Genomic DNA, 18,798 nt, shown 5'->3' with positions numbered 1-18,798 from the left:
AGCCGAAAACAAAATGAACATGGAGACCCCGGTGAACCGGCTGATATTTTCCAACCCCTGGGGATGCAAATAACACGCAAGGAAATAAAGCAGATACGTAAGCAACCCAAAGCCCACGCCCTCGAGAAACCCAATCGGAAGAATGATCCCCGTGGCATACAGGGCCAAATGCAAACCCACGAAATAGATAGAGTCCACCCCATCGGCACGCCAAATCATCCAGGAGATCATGATCTGCGGCAAGGCCAGCCAAAGCAGGGTGAGCGGCTGCACATATTTCTGACCCAGGGGCAAGTCGCGCAGTAGCCAGAACACCAGCAGCGTCAACGTCGTGGTCACGACGCGCGCGGTCGCGAATTCAGCAAAAAGCGCCGGATACAGCGAGTAGTCCAGCCCCAGGCCAAACATCACCAAAACGGCTGAAACAATGGCCCCCGCCTTGCTATAGGCAAGACGAAACTCGCTCATCTCGGAGTGATAGGGAGACAGTTTTTCAAGCTGCACGGCGATGTCACTTCGGAACTTGAAACTCGGCAAAAATATTCACACCGGTTTCATCGGTGTAAAGGCGTGTGTTGTCTCGCGGTTCGGGCAGAACGGCTTCCAGACTGGCTTCATCGCGGTAGATCAGGTGCCATTCGAGCAGGTGCTCCATCACGTTCTTGTGCGGGTTGCGGGCATGCACATTGGTCACCATCACCGTACCGCCAGGGCTGGTGCGGGTCACAAAATATTGCAGCAGCCGGGAACAGACCTTGTCCGACAGATAGTCAAACAGGCCGGCGCAGTAAACAAAGTCGAAGGTCGTGTCCTGCAGCAGGTCATCCCGCCGGGAGGCGCGCTTTAGCAGCTGATGCACCGATTCATTGACGTAGCTAACCGCTATTTTCTTGCCGGTACGTTCGCTCACTTCCCGAATGCGATTGCGGGTGTAGTCCAGCGTCGCCTCGCTGAAATCCAGCAGGGTAAAGGCAATCAGGTCGGGGTTGGGGTGCTGCTCGATGAAGCGCTGAATCTCGATGGCCGGCCCGCAACCCACATTGAGGATGTTGACCTGGCGGCCCTGTTCCCGCGCCACGGCTGCCGCCTTATTCAGGTACTCCACCAGAATGTCGATGCGGTTGCGGTGCGCCTGCGCCACCGCCGCCTTCAGGAAGAAGGCGTTAATGATCTGGAAATAGGTGTTGCCACCCTGGCGCGGGTCACCAATGATCTGATTGACCATTTCATAGTCACCGGCATAGCCCAAGGGCTTGGCAAAGGTGCGGTAGACGAAGGGAGCGCGCAGCAGCAGAGGGTGCAACGCGGTCTGTGCGAAGTTGCGGTGAGCGACTGAATCCTCGGGCGGGACCAGGCTGCCCTCTTCCTGCAGCCAGACAAAATAGTCGCGGCCTTTTTCCATGATGGGCTTGGCCAGGTCATAAAACACGTCCTCACGAATGCGTCCATCCGCCTCCCGCGGGAGCACATCGGACATGTCGGCCTGATCGGCCCAGCGCGCAGTTTCCGCCAGAAAGGCGCGAAATTCGCTGATCGCCACCTGGTAGCTTCGTCCAATGCGAAAACGGGTCTGCCAGTCTTCAACAAAGCGCTGCGCTTCATCAGCCACCCGCGACAGGTCGCCGCGCACCATGTTCAGGTCGGACCATTCATCCACCAAAACCACCGACACCACGGCCATCAGCCCGGTATTGAGCAGGCTGGTCACCACCGCCTTGCCCTTGTAAATGCTGCGCTCGCCCGACCGGATGGTGAGGTCGTTGAGTACCTCGCTGACCTGGACAATCGAATAGGGGTTGTAAATTTCCATCACCAGCGAGCGGCGCTGAACGTTGGTGAGTGTGCCGCGCACGGTCTCGGCCTGGCTGTTGGTGAAGATGATGACGGGGTCTATGGGGCGGATTGGATGCACGGTGTCTGGCGTCCTCAAAGCGATATAGGGCGGTGCACCCCAGGGTAATTAAATTGCACTGCGGCGATTGTGACATCGAAGACGGCAACCCCGCGCCGCTTGCGCAAAAGCAGGGCCTGCGCGCGGCAATTTGCCGCGGCGCGCCGGCGCTGGCGTATGCTTGCGTGCACACTGAAACGCAGCTCAGACAGGGGGACATTCGCATGACGCCACCGAGCCACTGGTTTGAAGATTTTGAATCGCGCAGCTTCGAGGTCAACGGCACCGCCATCCATGCCCGGTTTTCCAGGGTGGCGCTGGGCGAGCCGATGCGCCCGGCGCTGCTGCTACTGCACGGTTTTCCGCAGTCGCATGTGATGTGGCACCGGGTGGCCCAGCGCCTGAGCCCCTACTACTTTCTGGTGATGCCCGATTTGCGCGGCTACGGCGACTCATCGAAAACGCCGGGCCTGCCCGACCACAGCAACTACAGCAAGCGCAACATGGCGCACGACATGGTGGCGGTGATGAATGAACTGGGGGTGGACCGCTTTTTTCTGTGCGGCCATGACCGCGGCGGGCGGGTGGCGCACCGGCTGGCACTGGACTATGCGGCCCGGGTCGACAAACTCTGCATCATCGACATCGCGCCCACGCTGGACATGTACGAGGGCAACAGCATGACCGGGCCCTACATGGAGTTTGCGCGCGCCTACTACCACTGGTTTCACCTGCTGCAGCCCGCGCCGCTGCCCGAGATCATGATGGGCGCCAACCACCCCGAGACCGCCGTGGCCTACCTGCATGCCAAGCTGGGCGGCTGGGGCAGCAGCGGGCTGGGCTATATCGAACCGCAGGCGCTGGCCGAATACGAACGCTGTTTTTGCAACGCCCAGGCACTGCACAGCGCCTGCGAAGACTACCGCGCCAGCGCCGGCATCGACCTGCTGCATGACCGCGAAAGCCGCGCCAAGGGTCACAAGGTGGCCTGCGACATGCTGGTGCTGTGGGGCGAGCGCGGCGTGGTTCACCGGCTGTTTCAGCCGCTGGCCTTGTGGCAGGACCAGTGCAGCGGCATCGTGGCGGGGCACCCGCTGCCGGCCGGGCATTTCATACCCGAGGAGCAGCCCGAAGCCACGGCTGACTTGCTCCAGGATTTTTTTGGCTGATCCGGATTTCCAGCCACCCACCCCTCAGGACGCGCCATGTCCCATTACAGTGCCGAAGTTCTATGGCTGCGCAACGACGGCGACTTTGCCGGCAACCGCTACAGCCGCCGCCATCTGCTGCGTTTTGACGGTGGCCTGGAAGTGCCTGGCTCCTCGTCACCCCAGGTGGTGCCGGCGCCCATGTCCGACGCCTCGGCGCTGGACCCGGAGGAAGCCTTTGTCGCGTCGCTGGCCAGTTGCCACATGCTGTGGTTTTTGTCGATTGCCGCCAAGCGCCGGTTTTGCGTGGACCGCTACTTTGACGCGGCCAACGGCCTGATGGACAGAAACCCGGACGGAAAAATAGCCATGACGCTGGTCACGCTGCGGCCCGACGTGAAGTTCTCGGGGGATCTCCTGCCGACACGCGAAGAGCTGGACCGGCTGCACCACGAGGCGCATGAAGCCTGTTTTATTGCCAATTCGGTGAAGACCGAGGTGCGCTGCGAGCCGGTGTATCCAGTTTAGGACACAGCCATTCATTCGTCATTCGCGCGAAGGCGGCAATGCCTCCCGTATCAAACATTCCATTCGACGCCTCGCAACCCCTAACCGCCACAGGAGCCCGTCCATGAGTCCGAACAAGCTGACCGCGCAAAGATACATGGAGGGATTCAACAAGAGCGATCATGCGCAAATCCTGTCCTGTCTGACTGACGATATTGAGTGGCTGATGCCGGGCGCATTTCAGCTGGCAGGCAAGGACGCCTTTGACAGGGAAATTGAGAATGAGGCCTTCACAGGCAGCCCCATCGTCAAGATCACACGCATGACGGAGGAAGATAACGTCGTGGTCGCCGAAGGCTCGGTTCGCTGCGAGCGCAAAGCCGGCGGTTTTCTTGAGGCGGTGTTCTGTGATGTTTTCGTCATGGAAAACACCAAGATCAAACGTTTGACGACCTATCTGGCGGAACTCAAAGAGCCAGCGCCTGGCAGCCACAAGGACGGCGCTTGATTCAGGCCTGGATTTTTTCGGTTTTCGAACACAAAAAAATCCTCAAACATGCCGAGAAACCCTGAAAAAACCTCTTTTAGGCATCAAATAGGCTGCCAGCCCTTTAAATACCTGCGCCAGCAGCTACAAAAACAATAGCGTCGCGCAGTGCTTCATCACCCCGCCCCATGGCATTTCTTGTATTTCCTGCCGCTGCCGCAGTAGCACAGATCATTGCGGCCGGGCGTGGCTTCCTTGCGCACCGTCTCCACGCGCGGGCCCATGGTTTTCCAGAGTTCGCGCAGGTCATAGACCGCCCAGATCGCCTCGCCAAAGGCATTGAGCCGGGCGATGCTGGTGCTGGGCGCGCCGTCTTCGCTCAGCGGTGACACTTCGGGCGCGGCCTCGTCGTCTTCGGTCATGGCGACCACGGCCTGCAGCGCGCCGTCCAGCCATTTGGCGGCGTCCTTGTCGCGCGGTGTCGCCCATTCCTCGGGCCAGCTTTCCACCGCGAACATGAAACCCAGCGCCCAGACCTGGGCAAACGCCGGCAGCTCTTCGCCCTTGAAGGCGGCTTGCTCCCCGGGCGGCATGTCGGCCACGGCGCCGCGCACGTCCATCACCTCCGGGTGGTAGCCGTTATCGTCTTCCAGCGAATCGACTTCGGAATCAAGTGCCGTCTCGACCTCTTTCCAGCGCTGGTTCCAGAGCGCGAGAAAGCGCTCGCGCTGGGCGTCGCTGGCGAACGAGCCGCTTTCGGCCTCGGGCGCCTCACCTTGCGTTTCGCCGTCGGCCGGAATGTCCAGCAGTACCGACAGGTATTCAGCCGCCGGAATCGGGCGGCGCGAACAGATCACGGCGGCCATGAAGCCTTCGCAAAATTCCCACTGCGGCGTTTCGTCGTAGCGGCTGCGCAAGTCGTCCAGAATGGCATCGAGCTCGTCAAAAGCGTCGCTGTCCAGCCAGGGGGTTTCGGACGCTCCGGAAGGAGTTGCAGGAGAAGATGGCGTCATGGCAATACGGTCCTGAGCCTCACAGGAGGCCCTTATGAGGCAAAGTGTATCTGCCTCACAGCCGGCCTTTTCTCAAAACCAGCCCCCGTTCAGGGCCTTCCGGAAACCGCCCTCTGTTCCGCTCACATGCGTTCAAAAATCGCCGCAATGCCCTGGCCGCCGCCTATGCACATCGTTACCAGCGCGTAGCGGCCCTTGATGCGCTGCAGCTCGTACAGGGCTTTCACCGTGATCAGCGCGCCGGTGGCGCCAATCGGGTGGCCCAGCGAGATGCCCGAGCCGTTGGGGTTGACCTTGGCCGGGTCCAGCCCCAGGTCGCGCGTCACGGCGCAGGCCTGGGCGGCAAAGGCTTCGTTGGCCTCGATCACGTCCAGGTCATTGACCGTGAGGCCGGCTTTCTTCAGCGCCATTTGCGTGGCGGGCACCGGGCCTATGCCCATGTATTTGGGGTCGACCCCGGCGTGGGCGTAGGCCACCAGGCGGGCCAGCGGCTTGGCGCCGCGGGCCCTGGCGGTGCCCGCTTCCATCAGCACCACGGCGGCGGCCGCGTCGTTGATGCCCGAGGCGTTGCCGGCGGTCACCGTGCCGTTTTCCTTGATGAACACCGGTTTCAGCTTGGCCATGTCGGCCAGGGTGCAGTTGGGACGGAAATGCTCGTCGGTGGCGTAGGCCACCTCGCCCTTTTTGCTTTTCAGCATGACGGGCGTGATCTGCTCCTTGAAGTAACCGGCCTCGGTGGCGCGCTGGGCCCGGTTGTGGCTCTCGACGGCAATCGCATCCTGTTCTTCGCGGCTGATGCCCCACTTGGCGGCGATGTTTTCGGCGGTCACGCCCATGTGGAGGTTCTGGAACGGGTCGTGCAGCGCGCCCACCACCATGTCGACCATCTTGCTGTCGCCCATGCGGGCGCCCCAGCGCGCCGACAGGCTGGCATAGGGGCCGCGGCTCATGTTCTCGGCGCCGCCACCAATCGCGATGTCGGTGTCGCCCAGCAAAATGCCCTGGCTGGCGTTGATGATGGCCTGCAGGCCCGAGCCGCACAGGCGGTTGACGTTAAAGGCCGGCGTGCCTTCGGCGCAGCCGCCGTTGAGGGCCGCCACGCGCGACAGGTACATGTCTTTCGGCTCGGTGTTGACCACATGGCCAAACACCACATGGCCGACGTCGGCGCCGTCGACCCCGGCCCGCAACAGCGACTCACGCACGACCTGCGCGGCCAGCTCGGTCGGGGGAATGTCCTTCAGGCTGCCGCCATAGGTCCCAATGGCGGTGCGGACTCCGCTGACTACAACAACTTCACGGCTCATGATTTACTCCTGATGTTTGGAATGAAAAAGCGAGTGTGGACGGTTTTTACTACAGCCCGCTGACACACCATACCAGCATCGCCCGAACCGCGATTTTCACTATCAATTACATAGCTGCCTGAGCCCGTATTACCTGGACAAGAAGCCGTTTTGACCGGCATATCACGATCATGGCGGTTCAGGGCGCGAGGGTCACATCGCCCACGTAGGCCAGGCTCTGGTCGCGCGTGTTGTCGGCGTCGGCCACGACGCTGATCGCGACCAGCGGCGGCGTGCCGGAATACTCGTGCCCAAACGCCCGCCTGAAATCGGCGGCCAGGTTGCGCTGGTGGGAAATCCACTGGCCGAGCTGCTGCTCGCCGCTATTGAGCACCATGAGGCGGATCCGGCTGGTGAAGGCATTGGGCAGCAGCGTGCCGACCGGCAGGCTATGGTCCCAGACGTAGCACAGCGTCGCCGACGGCAGCTGCTCGCCACTGAGCGAGCGCGTGGCACGCAGCAGGCCGCGCTCGACCAGGCCAACACCTTCCAGCGGCATGTCAAACAGGGCGCAGACCTTGACCGGCGCGTCGTCGCCCGGGCGGCTGTGCAGATCGGCCCGCAGCAGCGGGGTCTCCAGCCGCCAACGCCAGCGCAGGGTGGTGGCGGCCGAGGGCACGGCCCCGGGCAGCTCATGCACGAGCTGCCCGTACGACAGGCTGGCCTGCACCCGCAGCACGCGGGCGCCGTCGAGTTCAACCACCTCGAACTGCGTCAGCGGCGTCTTGCTCCTGGGCAGACCGACCACGCGCCAGGGCGCGGCGGGCTGGCTGCCAGGGGTCGCTGAAAACCGGGTCAGCGCCGGAGGACCGGCGGCCGCCGCGGGCGCGTCGGTGCCTTGCGCCATCGTCTGCGCCGCCGCCAGCGCCAACACCAGCGCCAAAAGCCAGCGGCTTATCCGTAATCGGAGCATGTCGTTCTCCTGGTCTGTGCGCGGCCGGCGGGTTTGCCGGCCGGACGTGATTTCAGGGCCGTCGCCCGTCGGTATCGGCCCACCCCTGCCGGCAGCCTGCCGGACTGGCGCGCGCGTCTCCGATTTTGATACGACTTTGCTCCTCATGGGGCGCTGTTTCTGGTCCAGCCGCCCGTCAGCCCCAGAGCCGGCGCAGGGTCCGGGGTTTTGTGCATTGCAACATCGTGCCGGCCAGCACCGTCCAGGGTCGAATTTGCCACAGCGAAAGGAGGGCCGGCAAGCGCCCGACCCAAGCCCAGAACGCTATGAATTAAATAGTTGACTGCGCCCGTACACCATGGGCCAACAGCCTTTTTGCCATTGAAATCACGGCCCGGTCCTTGCTCAGCAACCGGGCCTGGTGGGCGACGGCCAGGTCGATGAATTTCTGGTCGTCGGCGTCGCTGCAGGTGACGCTGGCTTTGGCGGCGACCTCCGTCAGCCGGGCATGGCGGTCAAAAGCGGCCAGCACGTCGTCGGCGGCCAGCTGGTAAAAGACCAGGCGCGGCACGATTTGCGGATAGGCCAGCACGCGGGCCAGCTCGTCGCGCATGGCCCGGGTGGCCAGCCAGTCGAGTTCGCCGGCCTGCAACGCGCGCCGCAGCGGCAGCGCCGCCGCATCGCTGAACACAAACACGTCCAGCACGATGTTGGTGTCCAGAACAATCGGCTCAGGCATCACCGCGTGCGGGCTTGCTGCGTGCCGAGCCGGCCACCATGTCAAAGCGGAACAGCCGGCATTCGATCGGGCCGTTCCACATCGGCACGCGGCGCGACTCTTTCAGGCGCATCTTGCCGGGCAGCTTGAGGTCGGGCGTCAGCACATGGGCGGTCCAGCCGGCGTAATTTTTCTTCCAGTGCGCGGCCAGCTGCGGAAAAAAGTCGGAGGCCTCCTCGCCGCTGTCGGTTTGGGCCTGCTCGCGGCCGGGGTTGGCGGCGCGGTCGCGACGCGGCACGGTGGCGGGCCCGTCACTGCCGTCGTTAAAAATGGGCTGGCCAAAATCGTCAATGCTCTGGCCCTGAAACTGCGCGCGGCGCAGGTCGCGGCCCTGCACGCTGGGGATGCCCGCCACGCCCGCCACGTCAATCCGCTCGCCATAGGGCGGATTGACCAGCATCACGCCCGAGGGCGCGGGCGGCATGCGCTGCAGCGCGTCGCCGCCGCGAAACTGCACCGCCTTGGCGACGCCGGCGCGCTCGGCGTTGCGCTCGGCAAAGTCCACCATGCGGAACGAGACGTCGCTGCCAAACACCGGCGCCGTGGGCTCGGTGATGGCGGCCTCGGCTTCGTCCAGCAGGCCGTCCCAGACATGCGCCTGAAACGGCAGGTAGTTCTGGAAGGCAAAGCGGCGGTTGATGCCGGGCGCGATGTGGCAGGCGATCTGCGCGGCTTCAATGGCGATGGTGCCCGAGCCGCAGCACGGGTCGTACAGCGGCACGCCGTCCCTGCACGCCAGGTCCCAGCCGCTGGCGGCAATCATGGCGGCGGCCAGGGTTTCCTTCAACGGGGCGTCGCCCTTGTCTTCGCGCCAGCCGCGCTTGAACAGCGGCTCGCCCGAGGTGTCGATGTAAATCGTGACGGTGTCGGTGGTCAGGTGCACGTAGACCCGCACGTCGGGCCAGCGCGTGTCGACATCGGGCCGCACATCAAACTTGTCCCGGAAGCGGTCGGCAATCGCGTCCTTGATCTTCAGCGCGGCAAAGTTCAGGCTGGTCAGCGGGCTGTGCTGGGCCGTGATTTCAACTTTAAATGTTTGTTTGGGCGTGAACCAGATTTCCCAGGCCACGCTGGCGGCCGCGTTGTACAAATCCTGCTCGCTGCGGTATTGGTTGTGCTGCAACTCGATCAGCACGCGCTGGGCCAGGCGGCTCTGCAAGTTGAGCTGCAGCGCATCGCGCCACGAGCCCTGCAGCTGCACACCGGCGCGCCAGGCCTTGCCGTCCAGGCCGGTGATGCGCTTGACCTCGCTGGCCAGCAAGGCCTCGACGCCCGCCGCGCAGGGCAGAAATAATTGAAGTTGGTTCATAAGTGGGGCCTCAAGGGGCTTTTAGAGCGATTTGCGCAGGTTGGCCGGCGCGATGCGCAGCGCCTCGCGGTACTTGGCCACGGTGCGGCGCGCGCATTCAATGCCCTGCTCCTTGAGCATTTCGGAAATCTGGTTGTCGCTGAGCGGCTTTTTCAGGCTCTCGGAGGCCACAAACTGCTTGATCAGGGCGCGCACCGCCGTGCTCGACGCGTTGCCGCCGGTCTCGGTGCCCAGCGCCGAGCCAAAAAAGTATTTCAGCTCGAAGGTGCCGAACGGCGTGCTCATGTATTTGGCGGTGGTCACGCGCGAGATGGTGGACTCGTGCAGGCCCAGTTCGTCGGCAATCTCGCGCAGCACCAGCGGGCGCATGGCCAGCTCGCCGTGGCTGAAGAAGTTCTTTTGCCGCTCCACAATCGCGCTGCTGACGCGCAGGATGGTGTCAAAACGCTGCTGGATGTTCTTGATGAACCAGCGCGCCTCCTGCAGCCGCTGCTGCAGCGCCTGGCCGCCCTGGCCCTTGTGCTGCTTCAGCGCGTTGGCGTAAATGTCATGCACGCGCAGGCGCGGCATCACGTCGCTGTTGAGCGAGACCTTGAAACCGCGGCCCGACTTGACCACAATCACGTCGGGCACGATCAGGTTGCGCTCGAGGTTGACAAAGCGCCGGCCCGGTTTCGGGTCGAGCCGGCCGATCACGCCGATGGCGCCCTTGATCACCGCTTCTGAAAACCCGCACAGGTGCGCCAGGCGCTTGACATCGCGCTTGGCCAGCAGTTCCATCGGCTGCCGGCAGATCGCCATGGCGGCGCGCACCTGCTCGCAGTCCTTGCAGTCGAGCAGCTGCAGGCCCAGGCATTCGGCCAGGTTGCGCGCCCCGACGCCGGCCGGCTCCATGTGCTGCAGCAGCTTGAGCGCGATGGCAAAGTGCTGCACCAGCTCTTCGACCTGTTCGAGGTCATCCCCGGCCAGCCCCGCCGCCAGCGCGGCCAGGCTGTCTTCGAGGTAGCCATCGTCGTTGAGTGACTCGATCAAAAAATGCAGGGCCGCGCGGTCTTCGTCGGACAGGCGCAGGCTGAGCGACTGGCGGTGCAGGTGGTCCTGCAGCGACTCATGGCCGCCCGTCAGGTCCGACGCCTCGGCGTCGCTGTCATCGGCATTGTTTTTACGCGCCGGCGCGTCGCCGCCCCATTCGCTGTCGTCGGGCGCGGTGTCGACCGAACCGTCGCCGTCCCAGCTTTCCTCGAGTTTCGCCTCGGAACTCGCCTCAGGCCCGATTTCGGCATCATTTTGGCCCGCAGCCCCCGATTCATCTGCGCTGCCAGCTATCGAATTAGTAGCAGACTCAAACTCCCGGCTGTCCTGGCTGACCGGCGTGTCGGTGTGCTCCAGCCCGAATTCCTCGCGCACGGCGGCCTCTTCAGTCACCTCCAGAAACGGATTTTCGTCCAGCATCTGCTCGACTTCCTGGCTCAGCTCCAGCGTCGACAGCTGCAGCAGGCGAATCGACTGCTGCAACTGCGGCGTCAGCGCGAGATGCTGCGAAACGCGGAGCGACAGGCCCTGTTTCATCGCGCCCCCGACCACTCGCAGAAGCGGGATGACGCGCATTTTTCAAGCAGGGGCCGCGGAACCGGCTTTGCCGGGCCGCAGGCGCCGCCCCCTTGAGGGGGGAGGGAGCTACACGCAGTGAGCGACAACGGGGGGGAGGCCATCACATCCTGAAGTGCTCGCCGAGGTAAACCCGGCGCACGTCGGCGTTGTCAACAATCTCGGTCGGCGTGCCGTTGGCCAGCACATGGCCGTCGCTGATGATGTAGGCGTGGTCGCAGATGCCCAGCGTCTCGCGCACGTTGTGGTCGGTGATCAGCACGCCGATGCCGCGCGATTTGAGGAAGCCGATGATGCGCTGGATCTCGATCACGGCAATCGGGTCGATGCCGGCAAACGGTTCGTCGAGCAAAATAAAACGCGGCTGGGTCGCCAGCGCGCGCGCAATCTCGACGCGGCGGCGCTCGCCGCCCGACAGCGCCGGCGCCGGCGAGTCGCGCAGGTGGTCGACCCGCAGGTCGTGCAGCAGGCCGTCGAGCCGGGCCTGCAGGTCGACCCGGCCCAGCGGCTGGCCGCCTGGGTCGCGCTGCAGTTCCAGCACGGCGCGCACGTTTTCCTCGACCGTGAGCTTGCGGAAAATCGAGGCTTCCTGCGGCAGGTAGCTCAGGCCGAGGCGGGCGCGCCGGTGAATCGGCATGTGCTCGACCGGATCGCCATCAATCGAAATTTCGCCGGCGTCGGCGCGCACCAGGCCAACGATCATGTAAAACGAGGTGGTTTTGCCGGCGCCGTTGGGGCCCAGCAGGCCGACCACTTCGCCTTTTTCCACGGTCAGCGACACATCCTGCACCACCTTGCGGCCGCCGTAGGATTTTTGCAGCCCCTGCGCCATCAGGCGGCTGGGGGTCGGCGGGCTGGCCGCCAGCGCGTTGGTCAGCACGTTCATCTGTTGCCCGTTGCGTTCATCTTTTTTTACTTTTTGTCCGTGCCCAGCGTGGTGCTGGGGCGCAGGCCGGGAACCGGGCCGACGGGCGGCGACGTGACCGCGCCCGGCGCCGGGGGGGGGGCACGCGGCGACAGCATGGCGCGCACCCGGCCCGTGGGGTTGGCGGCGCTGCGGTTTTGCGCGCCGCCATCGACCGTGAACACGTCGGTGTTGTTGTCGTACACAATCAGCGCGCCAGTGGTTTCGTCGGCCAGGGTCGCGCCTACATAGCGGCGCACCACCGCGTTCCTGATGAATTTGACGAGATCGGCGCGGCTGTCGTATTCAATCCGCTCGCCTTCGCCCTCGATGTATTCGTCGACCCCGTCGCGTTTTTTGCGGTAGTAGGCGAGCTTGCCGGGCGCGGCCACGGCAATCGCCAGCTGGTAGCCCTCGGGGTCCTGCGACACATCGACCTTGGCGCCGCGCACGATGGTCGTGCCCTTGGTGATCACCACATTGCCGGTGAACACGCTGGTCTGCTTCAGGTCGTCGTAGCGCAGGGCATCGGCCTCGGCGTTCATCGGCTTGTCGCGGTCGGCCTTTTCGGCGGCGGCGGGCAGCGCAGTCGCCCCCGCCAGGGCGGCGACCAGGATCAGGGCGGACAGGGGGGTTTTCATAAAGGCACGAATCTTGCTGCTTGAGGATTGGGCTGATTGTAACGATGCCGGCCCAGGGGAATGGCATGCAAAGCGAAAGACCCATGAAGAAACCCGCCGATGGGGCGGGTTTGACTGACTGGCGATGCCTTTGAGATTCTTCAGGCGGCTCAGGCCTTGGCCGGCCTGGCCTTGCGCGACTGGGCAATCAGGAAATCGGTGACCTGGAGCGCACGTTCCATGGTTTTAGCCTGGGAACCCGAGGTGAAGTAACGCCCGGCCACACCCAGCGCGGGCACGCCGTCGACCTGGTAGCTGTCCTGCAGCTGGGTCGCCTTGCGGGTCTTGGTGCTGACCGAAAACGAGTTGTACATCTCGACAAATTTGGCCTTGTTGAGGCCCTGCTTCTCGGCCCAGGCGGCCACCAGCTCGGCCGTGTTGAGGGCCTGCTTTTCGACATGAATGGCGTAAAACACCTTTTTATGCAGCTCATCGACCTTGCCCAGGGCTTCCAGCACATAAAACAGACGCTGCTGCGGCTCGAAATCGGGCCGGAACGACACCGGCACACGCCTCACGCTGACGTCTTTCGGGGCTTTCTTGATCCAGGCTTCGAGTTGCGGCTCAAAGGCATTGCAGTGCGGGCAGCTGTACCAGAAGAATTCGACCACCTCGACCTGGCCCGCAGGGGCTTCGGTTGGCGCCGGCTTGTCCAGCGTGAGGTAGTCAGCGCCGTCCTTGAAGGCGGCCCCCTGGGCGCGGGCGCTGCCCGGTAGTGCGGTGGCCGCCACGGCGGCGGCAGAAAGGGCCGAAACGGCGGAAAGCGAAAACTCGCGTCGTTGCATCAAATATCTCTCCTGAAATGGGGTCGGGTCACGGGCTGTGCAGGGGTTTGACGCCCTTGCCCGGAAAAGTTCAAGCGGCAAAGTTCAAGTGGCAAGGCCCAGCTAGCGCTGCACCCGGACCAGCGCGGTCTCGATCGAGTTGTTGTCGAGCCGCTCCTTGGCCTTGTCGGCATCCTCTTTTTTGGCAAAAGGCCCCAGGCGCACGCGGTACACGGTGCGACCCGACTGCTCGCGCTCGGTCACGCGCGCCTGCATACCCAGCAGCAGCAGCCGGGCGCGCTGCTGTTCGGCGTCTTCGGGCGTGCGAAAAGCCCCGGCCTGGATGAAGTAATTGAAAGGGTCGCCATCGGACGGCCCCTCAGCCTTGGGCTTGGTCTTGGCTTTCGCCAGGTCGCCCAGCGGGTCGTCCGAGGCGGGCAAGGTCCGGGTGATCTTTGAGGTGGCCGCAGATGCCGCTGCTTTAGGCGGGCTGACGATGGCTGTATCGGGCAGCGGGATGCCGGTCACTTCGCCGGAGGCCGAGGGCGGTTTGGCCGAATTTTTGCCGGCCAGCGGCGCGTTCGGGTTCCAGTCCCGGTTCTTTTTGGCTTCGACCGCGTCGCTGTCGGGGTTGCGCGACTGGGGCTTGTTCATGAAGGGCACCGGCACCTTGGTGATGTAGACCGCCACCGCCAGCGCGGCGCCCAGGCCAATCAGCGCGCCAATAATCAAACCCAGCAGGGTTCCGCCTCGTTGTGTGTTCATGCCGTGCCCGGTGGGGAGAGTAAAAGGGTTGCGCACTGTGGTTTCCATCATTCTTTACATCTTGCGCGGGGCACTGACGCCCAGCACCGCGAGGCCATTGTGCAACACCTGCGCCGTCGCCCTGACCAGCGCCAGCCGCGCCAGCTTGACGGTCTCGTCGTCGACCAGAATGCGCTCGGCATCGTAGTAGCTGTGGTAGCAGGCGGCCAGCTCGCGCAGGTAGAACGCCACGTCGTGCGGGGCAAAACCCGCCGCCGCGTTGCTCAGCATGTCGGGGTACCTGGCCAGCAGCAGCATCAGCGCCTGCGCCTGCGGGCTGGTCAGCGCCGACAGGTCGACGTACTGGAGCCGGCTTTCCTCGCCGTCCTGCTCGGCCCAGGTGTTCAGGATGGAGCAGATGCGGGCGTGCGCATACTGCACGTAGTAGACCGGGTTTTCATTGTTCTTGGCCAGCGCCAGGTCAATGTCAAAGATGTATTCGGTGTCGGGCTTGCGGCTCAGCAAGAAGAAGCGCACGGCGTCGGCGCTGGTCCATTCAATCAGGTCGCGCAGCGTGACGTAGCTGCCGGCGCGCTTGGAGATCTTGACTTCCTCGCCGTGGCGCACCACCCGCACCATGGTGTGCAGCACGTAGTCGGGGTAGCCCTGGGGCACGCCGGCATTGGCGGCCTGCAGGCCGGCGCGCACGCGGGCAATGGTGCCGTGATGGTCCATGCCCTGGATGTTGATGGCGCGGCCGTAGCCGCGCTCCCATTTGGCCAGGTGGTAGGCCACATCGGGCACAAAGTAGGTGTAGCTGCCGTCGCTCTTTTTCATCACGCGGTCTTTGTCGTCGCCGTAGTCGGTCGACTTGAGCCACAGCGCGCCGTCCTGCTCGTAGGTTTTGCCGGCTTCTTTCAGCTTTTGCACCGCGGCATCGACACGGCCCGAGCTGTACAGGCTGGACTCCAGGTAGTAGTTGTCGAAGCGCACCGAGAACGCCTGCAAATCCAGGTCCTGCTCATGGCGCAGATAGGCCACGGCAAACTGGCGTATCGAATCGATGTCGTCGACATCGCCTGAGGCGGTGAACTCGCGGTCGTCGGACTTGACGGTCTTTTGGGCCAGAAAGTCGGCGGCGATGTCGGCAATGTAGTCACCGTTGTAGGCCGGCTCGGGCCAGCCGGCGTCACCCGGCGTCAATCCTTTGGCGCGCGCCTGCGTACTGGCTGCCAGCGTCTGGATCTGCACGCCGGCATCGTTGTAGTAAAACTCGCGCCAGACCTGCGCGCCCTGGGTGGCAAACAGGTTGCAGATCGCGTCGCCCAGCGCCGCCTGGCGGCCGTGGCCCACATGCAGCGGGCCGGTCGGGTTGGCCGAGACAAACTCGACAAGCATGCGGTGCCCGCCGTCTGCCGGCTGGCTGCCGTAGGCGGCGCCGCTGCGCAGCACCTCGCGCACGACTTCCTGCTTGGCCTCGGCCTTGAGCCGGATGTTGAGAAAACCGGGGCCGGCAATTTCAATCGCCTCGACCCAGCGCACAAACGCCGGCGCCTGCAGCAGGGCGGCGCGCAGGTTTTCCGCGAGCTGGCGCGGGTTGAGCCTGAGCGGTTTGGCCAGCTGCATGGCCGCGGTGGAGGCAAAGTCGCCATGCGCCGCCACCTTGGGCGATTCGAAGGCGGCCGCCACGCTGCTGTCGGGCGCCAACGTCTTCAGGGCCTGGCCCAGCGCGTCCAGCAGGTCTTTTTTGATTTGTAGCATGGGTTGATTTTAGGAGACGCAAGGCCAGGCCCTGGACGCTAACTTGACCCCAGGGCAGCGCGCATGGCAAAATCGGCCTTCATTCAAGAGAGAGCTGTTGCCCCGCAACAGCCGCCGAAGGCGCAATCTCCCATGATCGCTCAGGCTCCCGTATTGAATGAAAAAAGCCGAATCTGGAGAGAGTGGCCGCGCAATGCGGCCGCCACCGAAGGAGCAAGACCTGCCGCTTGACGGCAGCAGGTTGAATCTCTCAGGTACCAAGGACAGTGGGAGCGGCACCCGGAGGGGTGCGCGCTGCCGCTCTGCAATTTGCTATCAAATTCATAGCTGCTTGCGCCCATTCTTGCTGGGCTGGCAACCTTTTTCCTTGGTACACACGATGAAAATTACCGTTTTGGGCGCCGGCGTGACCGGCATCACTTCCGCCTGGTTCTTGCGCCAGGCTGGCCACGAAGTCAGCGTCGTCGATCGCCAGCCGGGCGCCGGGCTGGAGACCAGCTTTGCCAACGGCGGGCAGATTTCGGTCAGCCATGCCGAGCCCTGGGCCAACCCCGGCGCGCCGCTGAAAGTGCTGAAATGGCTGGCCCGCGAAGACGCGCCGCTGCTGTTCCGGCTGCGGCCGGACCTGAACCAGTGGCTCTGGGGTCTGTCGTTTTTGCGCGAATGCACGCCCGCCCGCACCCGCCACAACATCAAGCAGATGGTGAACCTGGGCCTGTACAGCCGGGCCACGCTGCAAAAGCTGCGCGACCACACCGGCATGGACTACCAGCAAAAGACCGAAGGCATTCTGCATTTCTACACCAGCGAGCAGGAATACGCCGACGCGCAGGCGCCGGCCGCCCTGATGCGCGAATACGGCTGCGAGCTCGACATGAAAACCGCCGACGAATGCGTGGCCATCGAGCCGGCGCTGGCCGCCAGCCGCGCGCAGATCGTGGGCGGCAGCATGACGGCCAGCGACGAATCGGGCGACGCCCATGCCTTTACCCGCCAGCTGGCCGAGCTCTGCGCCGCGCAGGGCGTGCAGTTTTTGTACAACACCCGCATCGTCGGCGCGCGCAAGGAAGGCGACGCACTGACGGCGGTGCAGATTGCCAATGCCGGGGGCGTGGTCAGCGAGCTCAAGTCCGACGCCTATGTGATGTGCCTGGGCGCCTACAGCCCGCAGTGGGCCAAGCTGCTCGGTCAGACCCTGCGGATTTACCCGGCCAAGGGTTATTCGGTCACGCTGCCGGTGATCAACGAAGCCGCGTCCTACAACGTGTCGCTGACCGATGACGAGTACAAGCTGGTGTTCTCGCGCTTCGGCAACCGCCTGCGCATTGCCGGCACGGCCGAACTCAATGGCTACAGCACCGAGCTGAACCTGGTGCGCTGCGAAGCGATTGTGCGGCGCGTGAAGCAGCTCTTCCCCGACATGACCGACGGCCAGAACGCCCAGTACTGGACCGGCCTGCGCCCGGCCACGCCCTCCAACGTGCCCTACATCGGCCAGTCCAAAACCAGCAACCTGTTTCTCAACACCGGCCACGGCACGCTGGGCTGGACGCATTCATGCGGCTCGGGCGCGGCGATTGCCGACATCGTGAGCGGGCGCGTGCCGCAGGTGGATTTCGCGTTCACCGGGCTGACGCCGGCGCGCAAGTTGCTGTCGCTGGGTACTGCGGCGGCGGCTCAGACCTGAACCAGCCGGGCCTTTGCGGCCTCTTTGACCGCCCGCGTCAGGCGCTGGGCCAGCACCGGTTCGCTGGCCCAGTGCTGCCAGTACAGCGCCACGTCCACCGTGGTGCCGGGCAGCACCTCGGCCAGCGGCGGGCGCTGGGCCCTGGCCGCCAGGCTTTGCTCGGGCACCATGCCCCAGCCCATGCCCAGCTCCAGCGCCAGGTCAAAGGCATCCACCGCCGGCACAAAATGGCGCGGGTACAGCGCGTCGCGCAAATTGAAGTGCTGCGCCAGAAAGGCGTCCTGCAGCGCGTCCTTGCGGTTGAAAATCACGGCCGGGCTGGCCAGCAGGCGCTGCGCGCTCACCGCCGCCTTGCCGCCACGCCATTTCTCGACCAGCGCCGGCGCGGCCAGGCAGCGGTAGCGCATCAGGCCCAGCGGCTCGGCGACGCAGCCGCGCATGGTCTGCGCCAGCGTCGTCACGCAGCCGGTCACGTCGCCGCTTTTGAGCGCGTCGTGGGTGTGGTCCTGGTCGTCGACCACGATGTCGAGCAGCAGCTGGTGGCGCGCGCAGGCGGCGGCCACACCCGGCAAAAACCAGCTGGCGAGCGAGTCGGCGTTGACCGCCACGCTCAGGCTTTGCAGGCGGCGCGCCCTGCCCGCGCCGTGGCCCTGCAGACCGGTCAGCACCTCGGCCTCCATCAGCCGCACCTGCCGCGCATGCGTCAGCAAGGCCTGGCCGGTGGGCGTGGCGCGCACCTGCTTGCCGCGCACCAGCAGGCGCTGGCCCAGCGCCGCTTCCAGCGACTTGATGCGCAGCGACACCGCCGCCAGCGAGACGCTGAGGCTTTTGGCGGCGGCGCCAAAGCTGCCGTGTTCGATCACGGCCAGCAGCGCCTCGAGTTGGCGGGCATCAAGCATGGTGTTGAATCAATTTTTTATTGACGAACTGCAATTTTAGTTAATTTTGTTTAACTACAGGCCTGTTCAGAGGACACTGGCCTCATTCCCCGTCCCCAGCCCTTCCCATGCACCTGTTCACCTCTCCCACCTTTCTTGCCGGCATGCTGCTGTGCCTGTCGCTGATCATGGCCATCGGCCCGCAAAACGCGCATGTGATCCGCATGGGGCTGCTGCGCCAGCACCTGTGGCTCACGATTGGGGTCTGCATTGCCACCGACTGCCTGCTGATTGCCATTGGCGTCGGCGGGCTGGCGCGGCTGGGCGGACTGTCCGACAAGCTGCTGGGCGCCATGACCGGCGCCGGCGCCGTCGTGCTGCTGCTGTACGGCACGCAGGCG

General features: G+C 64.4%; 18 protein-coding genes, 1 pseudogene and 1 riboswitch. Of the genes and pseudogenes, 5 read left to right on the top strand and 14 right to left on the bottom strand.

What is annotated here, in order from left to right; translation table 11 throughout:
* Together RMO23_RS07125 and RMO23_RS07120 are read right to left on the bottom strand one after the other, a co-directional pair.
* Positions 1-504, bottom strand: a pseudogene (locus RMO23_RS07125) (two-component sensor histidine kinase); the annotation flags it as partial.
* A gap of 7 nt (positions 505-511) precedes the next feature.
* The gene (locus RMO23_RS07120) at positions 512-1,912 is read right to left on the bottom strand and encodes a class I SAM-dependent methyltransferase (RefSeq protein WP_309679906.1); all 1,401 of its coding nucleotides are present in this window, start codon (positions 1,910-1,912) and stop codon (positions 512-514) included.
* Between the two features lie 203 nt (positions 1,913-2,115).
* On the opposite strand from RMO23_RS07120, the gene RMO23_RS07115 reads away from it, so the two are divergent.
* From RMO23_RS07115 to RMO23_RS07105, 3 genes are all read left to right on the top strand, one after another.
* The gene (locus RMO23_RS07115; protein ID WP_309679904.1) at positions 2,116-3,060 is read left to right on the top strand and encodes an alpha/beta hydrolase; all 945 of its coding nucleotides are present in this window, start codon (positions 2,116-2,118) and stop codon (positions 3,058-3,060) included.
* Between the two features lie 36 nt (positions 3,061-3,096).
* Positions 3,097-3,567 (top strand): OsmC family protein, encoded by a 471-nt coding sequence (locus RMO23_RS07110; protein ID WP_309679902.1) that lies wholly within the window; start codon positions 3,097-3,099, stop codon positions 3,565-3,567.
* A 103-nt stretch (positions 3,568-3,670) separates the two neighbouring features.
* Positions 3,671-4,054 carry a nuclear transport factor 2 family protein gene (locus RMO23_RS07105; RefSeq protein WP_309679900.1) on the top strand — a complete coding sequence of 128 codons (384 nt, stop codon included), beginning with the start codon at positions 3,671-3,673 and terminating at the stop codon, positions 4,052-4,054.
* Positions 4,055-4,209: 155 nt separating this feature from the next.
* Here RMO23_RS07105 and RMO23_RS07100 read toward each other — a convergent pair whose 3' ends face one another.
* The 11 genes from RMO23_RS07100 to argS form a co-directional block, all read right to left on the bottom strand.
* Positions 4,210-5,046, bottom strand: coding sequence for a UPF0149 family protein (locus RMO23_RS07100; RefSeq protein WP_309679898.1), 837 nt, complete (start codon positions 5,044-5,046; stop codon positions 4,210-4,212).
* A 122-nt stretch (positions 5,047-5,168) separates the two neighbouring features.
* The gene (gene bktB / locus RMO23_RS07095) at positions 5,169-6,353 is read right to left on the bottom strand and encodes a beta-ketothiolase BktB (RefSeq protein ID WP_309679896.1); all 1,185 of its coding nucleotides are present in this window, start codon (positions 6,351-6,353) and stop codon (positions 5,169-5,171) included.
* Between the two features lie 178 nt (positions 6,354-6,531).
* Positions 6,532-7,305, bottom strand: a complete 774-nt coding sequence (locus RMO23_RS07090) for a DUF3047 domain-containing protein (protein ID WP_309679894.1) — start codon at positions 7,303-7,305, stop codon at positions 6,532-6,534.
* Between the two features lie 310 nt (positions 7,306-7,615).
* A complete protein-coding gene (locus RMO23_RS07085; RefSeq protein ID WP_309679892.1) occupies positions 7,616-8,023 on the bottom strand; it encodes a putative toxin-antitoxin system toxin component, PIN family in 408 nt (135 codons plus the stop codon).
* Positions 8,016-9,371, bottom strand: a complete 1,356-nt coding sequence (locus tag RMO23_RS07080) for a THUMP domain-containing protein (protein ID WP_309679890.1) — start codon at positions 9,369-9,371, stop codon at positions 8,016-8,018. Before RMO23_RS07080 ends, RMO23_RS07085 begins: the two co-directional genes overlap by 8 nt.
* A gap of 21 nt (positions 9,372-9,392) precedes the next feature.
* The gene (locus tag RMO23_RS07075; RefSeq protein WP_309679889.1) at positions 9,393-10,940 is read right to left on the bottom strand and encodes an RNA polymerase factor sigma-54; all 1,548 of its coding nucleotides are present in this window, start codon (positions 10,938-10,940) and stop codon (positions 9,393-9,395) included.
* Positions 10,941-11,082: 142 nt separating this feature from the next.
* The gene (gene lptB / locus RMO23_RS07070) at positions 11,083-11,865 is read right to left on the bottom strand and encodes an LPS export ABC transporter ATP-binding protein (RefSeq protein ID WP_309679886.1); all 783 of its coding nucleotides are present in this window, start codon (positions 11,863-11,865) and stop codon (positions 11,083-11,085) included.
* 26 nt (positions 11,866-11,891) lie between these two features.
* A complete protein-coding gene (gene lptA, locus RMO23_RS07065; RefSeq protein WP_309679884.1) occupies positions 11,892-12,524 on the bottom strand; it encodes a lipopolysaccharide transport periplasmic protein LptA in 633 nt (210 codons plus the stop codon).
* A 149-nt stretch (positions 12,525-12,673) separates the two neighbouring features.
* On the bottom strand, positions 12,674-13,348 hold the full coding sequence (locus RMO23_RS07060) for a thiol:disulfide interchange protein DsbA/DsbL (protein ID WP_309679882.1): 675 nt from the start codon (positions 13,346-13,348) through the stop codon (positions 12,674-12,676).
* Between the two features lie 102 nt (positions 13,349-13,450).
* Positions 13,451-14,092 carry an SPOR domain-containing protein gene (locus RMO23_RS07055; RefSeq protein ID WP_309679880.1) on the bottom strand — a complete coding sequence of 214 codons (642 nt, stop codon included), beginning with the start codon at positions 14,090-14,092 and terminating at the stop codon, positions 13,451-13,453.
* Between the two features lie 54 nt (positions 14,093-14,146).
* Positions 14,147-15,832 (bottom strand): arginine--tRNA ligase, encoded by a 1,686-nt coding sequence (gene argS / locus RMO23_RS07050; protein WP_309679878.1) that lies wholly within the window; start codon positions 15,830-15,832, stop codon positions 14,147-14,149.
* A gap of 74 nt (positions 15,833-15,906) precedes the next feature.
* Positions 15,907-15,998, top strand: a riboswitch (glycine riboswitch).
* Positions 15,999-16,211: 213 nt separating this feature from the next.
* On the opposite strand from argS, the gene RMO23_RS07045 reads away from it, so the two are divergent.
* Entirely contained in the window at positions 16,212-17,519 is a 1,308-nt protein-coding gene (locus RMO23_RS07045) for a D-amino acid dehydrogenase (RefSeq protein ID WP_309679876.1), read from the top strand.
* Here the strand turns inward: RMO23_RS07045 and RMO23_RS07040 are convergent.
* Positions 17,510-18,418: an HTH-type transcriptional regulator ArgP gene (locus RMO23_RS07040; protein WP_309679874.1), complete on the bottom strand. Its 909-nt coding sequence runs from the start codon at positions 18,416-18,418 to the stop codon at positions 17,510-17,512. The two genes, RMO23_RS07045 and RMO23_RS07040, sit on opposite strands and share 10 nt — an antisense overlap.
* A gap of 107 nt (positions 18,419-18,525) precedes the next feature.
* Between RMO23_RS07040 and RMO23_RS07035 the strand changes: the two genes are divergently transcribed.
* Positions 18,526-18,798 (top strand): LysE family transporter (locus tag RMO23_RS07035; protein WP_309679872.1); only part of this gene is annotated, 273 nt, incomplete at its 3' end.

Source organism: Polaromonas sp. (assembly GCF_031411155.1).
Taxonomy (GTDB): domain Bacteria; phylum Pseudomonadota; class Gammaproteobacteria; order Burkholderiales; family Burkholderiaceae_C; genus Polaromonas.
The sequence above is the reverse complement of the archived record's forward strand: the minus strand, read 5'-3'. Positions and strand labels throughout refer to the sequence as shown.

What these genes read in the sequence shown, in the direction of transcription:
- RMO23_RS07115 (WP_309679904.1), top strand. Translation starts at nt 2,116, where the DNA reads ATGACGCCACCGAGCCACTGGTTTGAAGATTTTGAATCGCGCAGCTTC.
- RMO23_RS07110 (WP_309679902.1), top strand. Translation starts at nt 3,097, where the DNA reads ATGTCCCATTACAGTGCCGAAGTTCTATGGCTGCGCAACGACGGCGAC.
- RMO23_RS07105 (WP_309679900.1), top strand. Translation starts at nt 3,671, where the DNA reads ATGAGTCCGAACAAGCTGACCGCGCAAAGATACATGGAGGGATTCAAC.
- RMO23_RS07100 (WP_309679898.1), bottom strand. Translation starts at nt 5,046, where the DNA reads ATGACGCCATCTTCTCCTGCAACTCCTTCCGGAGCGTCCGAAACCCCC.
- bktB (WP_309679896.1), bottom strand. Translation starts at nt 6,353, where the DNA reads ATGAGCCGTGAAGTTGTTGTAGTCAGCGGAGTCCGCACCGCCATTGGG.
- RMO23_RS07090 (WP_309679894.1), bottom strand. Translation starts at nt 7,305, where the DNA reads ATGCTCCGATTACGGATAAGCCGCTGGCTTTTGGCGCTGGTGTTGGCG.
- RMO23_RS07085 (WP_309679892.1), bottom strand. Translation starts at nt 8,023, where the DNA reads ATGCCTGAGCCGATTGTTCTGGACACCAACATCGTGCTGGACGTGTTT.
- RMO23_RS07080 (WP_309679890.1), bottom strand. Translation starts at nt 9,371, where the DNA reads ATGAACCAACTTCAATTATTTCTGCCCTGCGCGGCGGGCGTCGAGGCC.
- RMO23_RS07075 (WP_309679889.1), bottom strand. Translation starts at nt 10,940, where the DNA reads ATGAAACAGGGCCTGTCGCTCCGCGTTTCGCAGCATCTCGCGCTGACG.
- lptB (WP_309679886.1), bottom strand. Translation starts at nt 11,865, where the DNA reads ATGAACGTGCTGACCAACGCGCTGGCGGCCAGCCCGCCGACCCCCAGC.
- lptA (WP_309679884.1), bottom strand. Translation starts at nt 12,524, where the DNA reads ATGAAAACCCCCCTGTCCGCCCTGATCCTGGTCGCCGCCCTGGCGGGG.
- RMO23_RS07060 (WP_309679882.1), bottom strand. Translation starts at nt 13,348, where the DNA reads ATGCAACGACGCGAGTTTTCGCTTTCCGCCGTTTCGGCCCTTTCTGCC.
- RMO23_RS07055 (WP_309679880.1), bottom strand. Translation starts at nt 14,092, where the DNA reads ATGAACACACAACGAGGCGGAACCCTGCTGGGTTTGATTATTGGCGCG.
- argS (WP_309679878.1), bottom strand. Translation starts at nt 15,832, where the DNA reads ATGCTACAAATCAAAAAAGACCTGCTGGACGCGCTGGGCCAGGCCCTG.
- RMO23_RS07045 (WP_309679876.1), top strand. Translation starts at nt 16,212, where the DNA reads ATGAAAATTACCGTTTTGGGCGCCGGCGTGACCGGCATCACTTCCGCC.
- RMO23_RS07040 (WP_309679874.1), bottom strand. Translation starts at nt 18,418, where the DNA reads ATGCTTGATGCCCGCCAACTCGAGGCGCTGCTGGCCGTGATCGAACAC.